This window comes from Streptomyces sp. NPDC087420 (assembly GCF_044744165.1).
Classification (GTDB): Bacteria; Actinomycetota; Actinomycetes; order Streptomycetales; family Streptomycetaceae; genus Streptomyces.
Window position 1 is genome coordinate 276,181 of record NZ_JBIUXU010000013.1, and the last position, 11,821, is coordinate 288,001.

The window sequence follows — 11,821 nt, forward strand, 5'->3', positions numbered from 1 at the left end:
GCCGCTACGGCCTGTCCGCCGGGCGCCACACCACCAGCGCGCTGGTGGCCTGTACGTCCGTGTACGGCACCAGGTCGCGGCGGTACGAGGCATGCACCTGCGCCTCACGCTGGCGCATCGCCGCCGCCGCGCCGTCCACGGCCGCCGACAGCTCGGCGACCCGGGCCTGGAGCGCGGCGACCTGGTTCTCCAGCTCGATGATCCGCTTGATGCCCGCGAGGTTGATGCCCTCGTCCTGGGACAGCGCCTGCACCTGGCGGAGCAGCTCGATGTCACGGGCCGAGTAGCGCCGGCCACGCCCCGCCGTACGGTCCGGGGAGACCAGGCCCAGGCGGTCGTACTGCCGGAGGGTCTGCGGGTGCAGCCCCGAGAGCTGGGCCGCCACCGAGATGACGTACACCGGCGTCTCCTCGGTCAGTTCGTACGCCCTGCCGAACGCAGAGGGCGGTCTGCGCCGCCCGTCCCTGTCCATCTCGGGTCATGCTCCCTTCGCGGCCTGGAACAGCTCCGCCCGCGGGTCGTCGTCCGCGGTCGCCTTCCGGTAGGCCTCCAGCGCGTCACGTGCCTCCACGCCGAGGTCCTTGGGGACGGCGACCTCGACGGTGACCAACAGATCACCACGGCTGCCGTCCTTGCGTACGGCGCCCTTGCCACGGGCGCGCATCGTACGGCCGTTCGGGGTCCCCGCGGGCAGTTTCAGCGTGACCGGGGGGCCGCCGAGCGTCGGCACCTTCACCTCGCCGCCCAGCGTCGCCTCCGTGAAGGAGACCGGCACCGTCACCGTGAGGTTGTCGCCCTTCCGGCCGAAGACCGGGTGGGCGCCGACATGCACGACCACGTACAGGTCGCCCGCCGGGCCGCCGCGCTCGCCGGGAGCGCCCTTGCCGCGCAGCCGGATCCGCTGGTTGTCGCTGACGCCCGCCGGGATCCTCACCTGCATCGTCCTGGACGACCTGGCGCGCCCGCTGCCCTTGCAGACCTCGCAGGGGTCCTGGGCGATCAGCCCGCGGCCCTTGCAGTCCACGCACGGGTCGGTGAGCGAGAAGCCGCCACCGCTGCCGCGGGAGACCTGTCCGGTGCCCACGCAGGTCGGGCAGACCCGCGGGGTGCCGTTCTTGTCGCCCGTGCCCGAGCAGGCCTTGCAGGGCGCCTGGCTGGACATCCGCAGCGGGACCGTGGCCCCGTCGACCGCCTCGGTGAAGCTGAGCGTCACCTCGGACTCGATGTCCTGGCCGCGGCGCGGCTGCACACGGGTGGTGCCGGGGCCTCCCCGGTTGAAGAGGCCGCCGAACATGTCCCCGATGCCGCCACCGCCGCCGCCGAAGCCGCCGCCCTGCGCCGTTCCCGTACCACCGCCGCCCGGGGCTCCCCCGAAGAGGTCGCCCAGGTCGAAGTTGAAGGAACCGCCGCCGGCGCCGGGGCCCGGCCGGAAGCCGCCGTTGCCGAAGAGCGCGCGGGCCTCGTCGTACTCCTTGCGGCGCTTGGTGTCGCCGAGCACGTCGTTGGCCTCGGAGATCTCCTTGAAGCGCTCCTCGGCCTTCGCGTCACCCTTGTTGGCGTCCGGGTGGAACTCGCGGGCGAGCTTCCGGTACGCCTTCTTGATCTCGGCCTCGGTGGCGTCCTTGGGGACGCCGAGAACCTTGTAGTAGTCCTTCTCCACGAAGTCCTTCGTGCTCATTCCCGACGTCCCTCCTCTCCACCGGCCACCCTCACGCCGTCCGTGCGTGCGTCCGCACTCTTCCGTGCGTCAGCGTCGGCCCTCGTACGGGCGCAACCGTCAGCCCTCGTCCGGGCCACCGCTGTCCTTGCCTTGCGCGGACGGGCCGGACGAGCCCGACTCGCCCGCCTGCTCCTCCGCCGACTTCGGCGTCGCCCCCGGCTGGGGCTCCGCCACCGCGACACGAGCGGGCCTGATCGTCCGCTCGCCGAACCGGTACCCAGGCTGAAGGATCGCGACGCAGGTGTCTTCCGTGACATCCGGCGCATACGAGTGCATCAGCGCTTCGTGGATCGTCGGGTCGAAGGGCTCGCCCTCCTTGCCGAACTGCTGGAGGCCCATCTTGGCGACGATGGTCTCCAGCGACTCGGCGACCGACTTGAAGCCGCCCACCAGCTCTTCGTGCTCCCGGGCGCGCCCGATGTCGTCGAGCACCGGCAGCAGCTCCGTCAGGAGCTTCGCGACGGCGATCTCCTTGACGGTGACCCGGTCGCGCTCCACCCGGCGGCGGTAGTTCTGGTACTCGGCCTGGAGCCGCTGGAGGTCCGCCGTACGCTCGGCGAGCGCCGTGCGCACCTGGTCCAGCTGCGCTGTCAGAGCTATGTCGTTCACGTCCCCGGCCGGGGCCGCCGGGCCGGTCTCCTTCGCGGAGTCCGGCCCGCCGGCCTGCGGCGCGGCGTCTTCGGGGGTCGCGCCGGAGGGGACGTCAGGCTTCTCTTCGAAGCCCGGGGTCTCCTCGGTCACGCGGCACCGCCCTTGGTGTCACGCTCGTCGTCCACGATCTCGGCGTCGACGACGTCGTCCGTACCGTCCTGGGAGGCCTGGCCCTGCTGGGGGCCCGGCGCGTCGGCACCGGCGGTCGCACCCTCGGCCTGGGCGTTGGCGTACATCGCCTGGCCCAGCTTCTGGGAAACGGCCGCGACCTTCTCCGTGGACGTACGGATCTCGGCTGTGTCCTCACCCTTGAGCTTCTCCTTCAGCTCGGCGATGGACTCCTCGACCTCCGTCTTGACGTCGCCGGGGACCTTGTCCTCGTTGTCCTTGAGGAACTTCTCCGTCTGGTAGACGAGCTGCTCCGCCTGGTTGCGCGTCTCGGCGGCCTCGCGGCGCTTGTGGTCCTCGTCCGCGTACTGCTCGGCCTCTTCGCGCATCCGGTTGACCTCGTCGCGCGGCAGCGAGGAGCCGCCGGTGACGGTCATCTTCTGCTCCTTGCCGGTGCCGAGGTCCTTCGCGGCCACGTGCATGATGCCGTTGGCGTCGATGTCGAAGGCGACCTCGATCTGCGGCACCCCGCGCGGGGCGGGCGGCAGGCCGGTCAGCTCGAACATCCCGAGCTTCTTGTTGTACGCGGCGATCTCGCGCTCGCCCTGGTAGACCTGGATCTGCACCGACGGCTGGTTGTCCTCGGCCGTCGTGAAGATCTCGGAGCGCTTCGTCGGGATCGTCGTGTTGCGCTCGATCAGCTTGGTCATGATGCCGCCCTTGGTCTCGATACCCAGGGACAGCGGGGTCACGTCGAGGAGCAGGACGTCCTTGACCTCACCCTTGAGGACACCGGCCTGGAGCGCGGCACCGATGGCGACGACCTCGTCGGGGTTCACACCCTTGTTGGCGTCACGGCCACCGGTCAGCTCCTTGACCAGCTCCGCCACGGCGGGCATACGGGTCGAGCCACCGACGAGCACCACGTGGTCGATCTCGGACAGCGCGATGCCGGCGTCCTTGATGACGTTGTGGAACGGCGTCTTGCAGCGGTCCAGCAGGTCGGACGTGAGCTGCTGGAACTGCGAGCGGGTGATCTTCTCGTCCAGGTGCAGCGGGCCCTCGGCCGACGCCGTGATGTACGGAAGGTTGATCGTGGTCTCGCTGGACGAGGACAGCTCGATCTTCGCCTTCTCCGCGGCCTCGCGGAGACGCTGGAGAGCCATCTTGTCCTTGGCCAGGTCCACGCCGTGGCCGTTGGCGAACTGCTTCACCAGGAAGTCCACGAGACGCTGGTCCCAGTCGTCACCACCGAGGTGGTTGTCACCGTTGGTGGCCTTCACCTCGACGACGCCGTCACCGATCTCCAGCAGCGAGACGTCGAACGTACCGCCACCGAGGTCGAAGACCAGGATCGTCTGGTCGTCCTTGTCGAGCCCGTAGGCCAGCGCGGCCGCCGTCGGCTCGTTGACGATACGCAGCACCGTGAGGCCCGCGATCTCGCCGGCCTCCTTGGTGGCCTGGCGCTCGGAGTCATTGAAGTACGCCGGGACGGTGATCACCGCGTCGGTGACCTTCTCGCCCAGGTACGCCTCCGCGTCCCGCTTCAGCTTCTGCAGCACGAAGGCCGAGATCTGCTGCGGGTTGAAGTCCTTGCCGTCCAGGTTCATCTTCCAGTCGGTGCCCATGTGGCGCTTGACCGACCGGATGGTCCTGTCGACGTTCGTGACCGCCTGGCGCTTGGCTACCTCTCCGACGAGCACCTCGCCGTTCTTGGCGAAGGCGACGACGGACGGCGTGGTCCTGGCGCCCTCTGCGTTGGTGATGACGGTGGGCTCGCCGCCTTCGAGAACGCTGACGACGGAGTTAGTCGTGCCCAGGTCGATGCCGACCGCACGTGCCATTTCAATTCCTCCAACTGACTTGAGTGGAACAGGCTCAAGGATGCATCACGGATCGCGGTGAGTCAAAGGACCTGAGTCGAGGGGGCTCAATAATCGTGCTGACGCGGGGCAACGGGCCTGGCGGGAGGCTTGCTGGGTCACCGCGAAGTGCTTACGGAGCACTCGCCGGCGCCCGGAGCGCCTACCAGGGTGACGCTGCCGCGTCATGCGATCGTTCTGTCATAACTTTCACAAAGGCCCCGAAAGTTCCCCGGGAGCCCCCTTGAGCCCTCTTGAGCCAAGAACGGTCAGGTGTCCGCCATGGAACGGTTCACGTCATGGGTGGCGGGGCGAGCGGCACGGCTCGCGGACCCCAAGCGCCTGCTGGATCTGACGCTCGGCTCGGTCCTGCTGGTTCTGGCGGCGCCGGTACTGGTGGTGGCGGCACTGACGGAGGCGGTACGGGGCCGGGGGGCGGGCCGGGGCGGGGGCTCGGGACGGGGCCGGGGCCGGGGCCCGGGCCGGGCCGTCTTCACCACCGACCGACGCACCGGCCTGCACGGCCGCCCCTTCGTCCTGCGCTCCCTGCGCACCCGCCGGTACCGCCTCGACCTGCTGTCCCGGCTGCACCATGTCGTACGGGGCGACCTGTCCCTCGTCGGGCCCGCCCCGCTCAAGCCCGGCTCCCCGGCGGCGGCCGCTCCCTGGCGGCAGCTCGTACGGCCGGGCCTGACCGGTCTCGCGCAGGTACGGCGGCACTCCCCGATGCCGTGGGACGAGACCCCGCTCCTGGACCAGCACTACGTCGAGCACCACTGGATCGGCCTCGACCTCCTGATCCTGGTCCGCACGCTCCCGGCCCTGCACCTGGCACGGCCCCGGCAGCACCCTCCGGGGCGCGCCCCGGGGCACGTACGCGCGGCGCCCACCCGCCGCTCCGCGGGCCGGGGAGCGGCACCCGCTCCCCGCTCCCCGGCCCGCAGGCGCGCCCCAGCGACACAGATCACCACCCGCGCCACTACATTGCGTCGAGACAACTGGGTAACCTCAGCACGAACCGATTAAGTTACTGCTTAGTACGAGTGCTGGACCTTCCACCCTCGCAGGCCCGAGGAGCCCCCACATGCAACTCGCCGCGATCATCGTGTCGCTGGTACTCGGCGTCGTCGGCGTGGCGCTGTTCGCCCGAGCCATCGCGCAGATCTACCGCTTCGTGCGACTCGGCCAGGACGTCCCCGCGGGCACGCGGACCGACGAGCCGGCGCAGCGCACCCTGACGGTGGCCAAGGAGTTCCTCGGCCACACGCGTATGAACCGGTGGGGTGTCGTCGGCGTCGCGCACTGGTTCGTGGCGGTCGGGTTCTTCTCGCTCGTCCTGACGCTCGTCAACGCCTTCGGACAGCTCTTCCAGGCCGACTGGCTGCTGCCGGTGATCGGCGACTGGACTCCGTACGAGGTGTTCGTAGAGCTCATCGGCGCGCTGACGACGCTCGGCATCCTGACCCTGATCGTCATCCGCCAGCTGTCCCTGCCGACCCGTGCGGGCCGCAAGTCCCGCTTCGCCGGCTCGAACTTCGGCCAGGCGTACTTCGTCGAGGCCGTGATCCTCGTCATCGGGGTGGCGATCCTGCTGCTGCGCGGTCTGGAGGGCGCGCTGCACCACGCGGACGGCTACCAGGCCGCGTACGTCATCTCGTACCCCCTCGTCGCGGCCTTCAAGGGCCTGAGCCTGACCACCCTCCAGAACCTGGTCTACCTGATCGCGATGATCAAGATCGGGACGTCCTTCGTCTGGATGATCACGGTCGCGCTCAAGACCGACATGGGCGTGGCCTGGCACCGCTTCCTGGCCTTCCCGAACATCTGGTTCAAGCGCGACGCGGCCGGCGGCACGGCCCTCGGCGCCCTGCTCCCGATGACCAGCGGCGGCAAGGAGATCGACTTCGAGGAGCCGGGCGACGACGACGTGTTCGGCGTCTCCCAGATCGAGCACTTCTCCTGGAAGGGCATCCTCGACTTCTCGACGTGTACGGAGTGCGGCCGCTGCCAGTCGCAGTGCCCCGCCTGGAACACGGGCAAGCCCCTCTCCCCCAAGCTGCTGATCATGTCGCTGCGCGACCACGCGCACGCCAAGGCGCCGTACCTGCTCGCGGGCGGCGGCAAGACGATGGAGGGCGAGGAGAAGGCGACGCCGGAGCAGCTGGCCGGGGTGCCGGCCGCCGCGCTCGCCGAGGCCGAACGGCCCCTGATCGGGACGCTGGAGGAGAACGGGGTCATCGACCCGGACGTGCTGTGGTCCTGCACCACGTGCGGCGCGTGTGTCGAGCAGTGCCCCGTCGACATCGAGCACGTGGACCACATCCTCGACATGCGCCGCTACCAGGTGATGATCGAGAGCGCGTTCCCGAGCGAGGCCGGGACGATGCTCAAGAACCTGGAGAAGAAGGGCAACCCGTGGGGGTTGCAGAAGAAGCAGCGGCTGGAGTGGACGAAGGAGGTCGACTTCGAGGTACCGGTCGTCGGCCAGGACGTCGAGGACCTGTCGGAGGTCGACTACCTGTACTGGGTGGGCTGCGCGGGCGCGCTGGAGGACCGGGCGAAGAAGACCACGAAGGCCTTCGCGGAGCTGCTGAACATCGCGGGTGTGAAGTTCGCGATCATGGGCGGCGACGAGAAGTGCACGGGTGACTCGGCGCGGCGCCTGGGCAACGAGCCGCTGTTCCAGCAACTCGGCCAGGAGAACGTGGCGATGCTGAACATGGCGTTCGGCGAGTCCGGCGAAGATGACGAGGGCGCGGACCCCGCGACCCGGAAGCCGAAGTCGGCGAAGAGGATCGTCGCCACCTGCCCGCACTGCTTCAACACGATCGCGAACGAATACCCGCAGCTGGGCGGGGAGTTCGAGGTCATCCATCACACGCAGCTGCTGCAACACCTGGTAGACGAGGGCAAGTTGGTACCGGTGACGCCGGTCGAGGGTCTGATCACGTACCACGACCCCTGCTACCTCGGCCGCCACAACAAGATCTACTCCCCGCCGCGCGAGATCATCGCGAGCGTGCCGGGCCTGCGCAGCGAGGAGATGCACCGTCACAAGGAGCGGGGCTTCTGCTGCGGCGCGGGCGGGGCGCGGATGTGGATGGAGGAGCGGATCGGCAAGCGCATCAACAACGAGCGGGTGGACGAGGCGCTTTCGCTGAACCCGGACATCGTGTCGACGGCGTGCCCGTTCTGCCTGGTGATGCTGACGGACTCGGTGAACGGGAAGAAGAACGAGGGCGCGGCGAAGGAATCCATCCAGGTGGTGGATGTGGCGCAGCTGCTGCTGGACTCGGTACGGGTGCCGGTGGGGGCGGTGGCTGTGGCTGTGGCGCCGGACTCTGCTGTGTCCCCGGAGCCGAAGCCGGAACCGAACCCGAAGCCGAACCCGAAGCCGGAACCGACACAGGACGAGGCCCCGGTCCAGTAGTGGACTCCCCTTAGGCCTCCCCTAAGGGATGTCACAGCTCAGCAGCAAACCCGGCCCGGTCCCGTACCTCGTCGGCCGTACGGCTCCGGAGCGGGTACGTTCGATGACGTGGCTGGATTCAGGATCGGACGCGGCCGGGACAACCGCACCTCGCGACAACAACCGCAGCGGCAGCAGCAACAGCAGCCGTACGGACGGCAGGCGCCGCCCCCGAGCTACGGGGGCGGCGGGCAACCCGCACCTCCGTACGGGCAGCCGCCACGCCCTCCGCAGCAGCAGTGGCCGCCGACAGGCGGTGGACAGCAGTACGGCGGGCAGCAGTACGGCGGCGGCCAGGGTGGCCCTGCCCAGGGCAGCGGCGCGCACGGCGAACCGGAGTACTTCGGCGACCCGTACGGCCAGCAGCAGCCGCACCAGGGCCAGGGCGGCGGCCAGGGCGCCGACCCGTACGCCAACAACCCGGGCCACACGCAGATGTTCAGCGTGAACGAGGACCCGTACGGCGACGGCGCGACGTACCACGCCGGCGCCGCGGCGGCCCCGTCGGGCCCGCGACTGCCCTGGAAGGAACTGCTGAGCGGCATCGTCCTGCGCCCGGCCCAGACCTTCCTCCAGATGCGGGACTACCCGGTCTGGGGCCCGGCGCTGACCGTGACGTTCCTCTACGGCCTGCTGGCGCTCTTCGGCTTCGGCACGGCCCGCGAGGACACGATCAACGCGACCCTCTCCACGGCGGTCCCGTACGTCCTGGTGACCGGGGTGACCTTCGTCATCGGCGGCCTGATCCTGGGCGTGGTGACACACACCATGGCCCGCCAGCTGGGCGGCGACGGCGCCTGGCAGCCGACCGTGGGCCTGTCGATGCTGATCATGTCGATCACGGACGCCCCGCGCCTGATCTTCGGCGTGTTCCTGGGCGGCGGGAACTCCCTGGTCCAGATCCTCGGCTGGGTGACCTGGATCGCGGCGGGCTTCCTCTTCACGACGATGGTGAGCAGGAGCCACGACCTGCCGTGGCCGAAGGCACTGGGAGCGTCGGCGATCCAGCTGATCGCGCTGCTGTCACTGCTGAAGCTGGGCACGCTGTAGGGGTGGCCCCGACGCCCGGCGGGGCCTACCGGACATCGGGCCTACCGGACGCCGGGCCCAACGGACATCGGGCCCACCGGAGATCGTGCCCTACCTCACATCGCGCCTACCGGACGTCGACGAAGTCGCCGGCGGCGCTGACGGCCGGAGTGGTCGCCGTACCCGCGAAGCTGTAGCGGAAGTAGCCGTCGGCGGAGGCGGCGACGGTCGTCTTGAGGGCGCCCGTCGAGTTGGACTTGACCGTCTTCACCGTGGTGTAGGTGCTGCTGGTCTTCTTGCGGAACTGCAACGCGACCGACTGGTTCGTATAGCCGTGGTACTTGTTGTCGTCCCAGTTGGCGCGGGAGAGCTTGCCGGTGACCGTGACGGTCTTGCCCTTCGTCACCGGCTCGGGCGAGGCGTTGACCGTCAGCTTCGAGTAGCGCTGCACCTTGAACGTGGTGGCCGCGTCCCGGTGGATGTAGTCGAAGTCAAGGGCGGAGACCAGCGTGCCGAGCTTCCAGGTGGCCGCGGCACTGTTGCCGACGAACCCGGTCGACGCCTGCGGGTCGAAGGTCAGCGTGCCCGAGCAGGTCGACGTCGTGGCACTCACCTTGACGCACGAGATCTCCTCGTCCCAGATCTGCGCGTAGTTCGGCTTCGGGCCGACGCCGCTGATGTACGTGGTCTCCGCGATGCCCGAATCGTCGGACGCGGTCACGGAGACCTTGGCGGACACCACGTTGGTGGTACCGACCACGACCGGCTTGCCGCCGTTGACAACAACCTTGTCGATCGTGATGTTGCCGCTGCCGCCGTCCTCTGCCTGGGCGGCGGTGGCACTGACCGCCGTGGCGACGAGCGCGAGGCCGGTACCGAGCAGGCCAAGGCGGGCGGTTGTGCTGCTGCGCATGAACGTTCCCCCCAGGAACTCTCTGATTGATCAGATTGATCAGAGGGAGCGTACGGCGTTGGCCAACGGTTCACCACGTCGTTACCGCACCGGCGGCAGAACACTCCAGGGAAAGTCGATCCAGTCGTCGGTGCGCTTCCAGACGTACTCACACTTCACGAGCGACTGGGACTTCTCGTAGATGACGGCGCTGCGCACCTCGGCCACCTGCCCGACGCAGAAATCGCGGACGAGCTTGAGCGTCCTGCCACTGTCGGCGACGTCGTCGGCGATCAGGACCCGCTTGTCCGTGAAGTCGATGAGGTCGGGGACGGGCGCGAGCATGACCGGCATCTCCAGGGTCGTACCCACGCCGGTGTAGAACTCGACGTTGACGAGGGAGAGGTTCTTGCAGTCGAGGGCATAGGCGAGCCCGCCGGCGAGGAACACACCGCCGCGGGCGATGCCGAGGATGACGTCGGGGTGGTAGCCGTCGTCGGCGACGGCGTGGGCGAGCTGCCGCACGGCAAGCCCAAATTCCCCATAAGCGAGCGCTTCACGCCCCCTCACAACACCCCACCCCCTCCCCCTCTCTCCCTTCCCCTCCCCTCCCCTCCCCCACCCCTCAAACCTGAGTGCGATGGAAGTTGAGGAAGGACCGAGAGGCGGTAGGACCACGCTGCCCCTGATAACGGGACCCGTACCGCTCGGAACCGTAAGGGAACTCCGCCGGCGAGCTGAGCCGGAACAGACACAGCTGCCCGATCTTCATACCGGGCCAGAGCTTGATGGGAAGCGTAGCGAGATTGGACAACTCCAATGTCACATGCCCGGAGAACCCAGGATCGATGAACCCCGCGGTGGAGTGAGTGACAAGCCCAAGACGCCCCAGGCTGGACTTCCCCTCCAGCCGGGAGGCGATGTCATCGGGCAGCGAGATGACCTCGTACGACGAGGCCAGCACGAACTCCCCGGGATGCAGGATGAACGCCTCATCGCCGTCCGGCTCCACCTGGCGCGTCAGATCGCTCTGCTCGACGGCGGGGTCGATGTGGGGATAGCGATGGTTCTCGAACACCCGGAAGTACCGGTCGAGCCGCACGTCGATGCTCGACGGCTGCACCATCGATGCGTCGTACGGTTCGACACGTACGCGTCCGGAGTCGAGCTCGGCCCGGATGTCCTTGTCAGAGAGAAGCACGCCCCGAGGATACGCAAGGAGCACGAGCCACCCGCAATCGGCCAACGCGCACCCCGAGCGCCCCCATCCCCCAAAAAGCCAAAACCCACCAAAAAGCGCTCCCGCAACCCCACTAACCCCACTAACCCCACTTAACGACTTCCACCCCTACCCGCACCCCCACGTCCCCCTCCCCCTCCCCCTCCACGCCCAAGTCCACCACCGGCACGGCGTGCCGCAACCGCGCACACCGCGGACACCGAATGAGCCGCCCCGGCCCAATTCGCCCGGCGTCGAGCTGCTGCATCGGAAACGTCGACGTACGGAACACATGCCCCTCGGCACAACGAACAACAGGCCGCTCGATCAGATCCATGAGGTCCCTTCCCCAACAAACGCGGACAAAGACCCACACTAGGGGATCAACAAGACACCCCCCACCCCGGCACTCCGCCCAACCTATCCACCCCCACCCCCACCCCGAACACAAACAGGACCCCGGGACGAAAACACGCCCGAGGCCCACGATGAGGTAGAGTGTCCGACGATGCGAGGCCAACAAACGCCTCGCTCGGCGGGTGTAGTTTAATGGTAGAACATGAGCTTCCCAAGCTCAGAGCGCGAGTTCGATTCTCGTCACCCGCTCCACGACAAACCCCCAGGTCACCGACCCGGGGGCTCTTTGTTGTCTAGACCATTTCCGGATGATCCAGCCCTCCGCCAGCCCCATCTGCCAACAGTGGCCACGTTTGAGCGACTTTCCGCGCCACTTCGGAGCCCTTCCACGCCAGGCTTCTCAAATGGCGAGACGCATTTCACGTGAACTGGGTCACATCGATGTGAGCCGACTCAACATTGCAGATGCGATGTCGACATCCGTGCTGCTGCGATCGCGTATTCGACTACTGGC

At 68.4% G+C, this 11,821-nt stretch carries 10 protein-coding genes and 1 tRNA gene; 4 read left to right on the forward strand and 7 right to left on the reverse strand.

Translation table 11 applies throughout. The annotated features are described in order from the left end of the window. Positions 1-4: 4 nt before the first annotated feature. The 4 genes from ACIO1C_RS27390 to dnaK form a co-directional block, all read right to left on the reverse strand. Positions 5-472: a heat shock protein transcriptional repressor HspR gene (locus tag ACIO1C_RS27390; protein ID WP_327235338.1), complete on the reverse strand. Its 468-nt coding sequence runs from the start codon at positions 470-472 to the stop codon at positions 5-7. Between the two features lie 6 nt (positions 473-478). After that, positions 479-1,678, reverse strand: a complete 1,200-nt coding sequence (gene dnaJ / locus ACIO1C_RS27395; protein ID WP_327235339.1) for a molecular chaperone DnaJ — start codon at positions 1,676-1,678, stop codon at positions 479-481. 99 nt (positions 1,679-1,777) lie between these two features. Next, positions 1,778-2,461, reverse strand: coding sequence for a nucleotide exchange factor GrpE (gene grpE, locus ACIO1C_RS27400; RefSeq protein WP_401868017.1), 684 nt, complete (start codon positions 2,459-2,461; stop codon positions 1,778-1,780). Further along, positions 2,458-4,323: a molecular chaperone DnaK gene (gene dnaK, locus ACIO1C_RS27405; RefSeq protein WP_401868019.1), complete on the reverse strand. Its 1,866-nt coding sequence runs from the start codon at positions 4,321-4,323 to the stop codon at positions 2,458-2,460. Before dnaK ends, grpE begins: the two co-directional genes overlap by 4 nt. Before the next feature lie 300 nt (positions 4,324-4,623). Here dnaK and ACIO1C_RS27410 point away from each other — a divergent pair, with 300 nt between their 5' ends. The 3 genes from ACIO1C_RS27410 to ACIO1C_RS27420 all read left to right on the forward strand — a co-directional run bounded on the left by ACIO1C_RS27410 (position 4,624) and on the right by ACIO1C_RS27420 (position 8,860). Continuing rightward, a complete protein-coding gene (locus ACIO1C_RS27410) occupies positions 4,624-5,367 on the forward strand; it encodes a sugar transferase (protein ID WP_401868021.1) in 744 nt (247 codons plus the stop codon). Positions 5,368-5,425: 58 nt separating this feature from the next. Further along, on the forward strand, positions 5,426-7,771 hold the full coding sequence (locus ACIO1C_RS27415) for a (Fe-S)-binding protein (RefSeq protein ID WP_401868024.1): 2,346 nt from the start codon (positions 5,426-5,428) through the stop codon (positions 7,769-7,771). 108 nt (positions 7,772-7,879) lie between these two features. Beyond that, a complete protein-coding gene (locus tag ACIO1C_RS27420) occupies positions 7,880-8,860 on the forward strand; it encodes a Yip1 family protein (protein ID WP_401868026.1) in 981 nt (326 codons plus the stop codon). 106 nt (positions 8,861-8,966) lie between these two features. Here the strand turns inward: ACIO1C_RS27420 and ACIO1C_RS27425 are convergent, their stop codons facing one another. The 3 genes from ACIO1C_RS27425 to dcd all read right to left on the reverse strand — a co-directional run bounded on the left by ACIO1C_RS27425 (position 8,967) and on the right by dcd (position 10,932). After that, a complete protein-coding gene (locus tag ACIO1C_RS27425; protein WP_401868029.1) occupies positions 8,967-9,752 on the reverse strand; it encodes a calcium-binding protein in 786 nt (261 codons plus the stop codon). 81 nt (positions 9,753-9,833) lie between these two features. Then, a complete protein-coding gene (locus tag ACIO1C_RS27430) occupies positions 9,834-10,301 on the reverse strand; it encodes a phosphoribosyltransferase (protein ID WP_401868031.1) in 468 nt (155 codons plus the stop codon). 55 nt (positions 10,302-10,356) lie between these two features. Then, entirely contained in the window at positions 10,357-10,932 is a 576-nt protein-coding gene (gene dcd / locus ACIO1C_RS27435) for a dCTP deaminase (RefSeq protein WP_161308049.1), read from the reverse strand. A 553-nt stretch (positions 10,933-11,485) separates the two neighbouring features. Here dcd and ACIO1C_RS27440 point away from each other — a divergent pair. Beyond that, a tRNA-Gly gene (locus tag ACIO1C_RS27440) sits at positions 11,486-11,559 on the forward strand. The last annotated feature ends 262 nt before the right edge of the window (positions 11,560-11,821 follow it).

Excerpts from the sequence above, each read along its gene's own strand:
- ACIO1C_RS27410 (WP_401868021.1), top strand. The coding sequence starts at position 4,624 with ATGGAACGGTTCACGTCATGGGTGGCGGGGCGAGCGGCACGGCTCGCG.
- ACIO1C_RS27415 (WP_401868024.1), top strand. The coding sequence starts at position 5,426 with ATGCAACTCGCCGCGATCATCGTGTCGCTGGTACTCGGCGTCGTCGGC.
- dnaK (WP_401868019.1), bottom strand. The coding sequence starts at position 4,323 with ATGGCACGTGCGGTCGGCATCGACCTGGGCACGACTAACTCCGTCGTC.
- ACIO1C_RS27425 (WP_401868029.1), bottom strand. The coding sequence starts at position 9,752 with ATGCGCAGCAGCACAACCGCCCGCCTTGGCCTGCTCGGTACCGGCCTC.
- ACIO1C_RS27390 (WP_327235338.1), bottom strand. The coding sequence starts at position 472 with ATGGACAGGGACGGGCGGCGCAGACCGCCCTCTGCGTTCGGCAGGGCG.
- dnaJ (WP_327235339.1), bottom strand. The coding sequence starts at position 1,678 with ATGAGCACGAAGGACTTCGTGGAGAAGGACTACTACAAGGTTCTCGGC.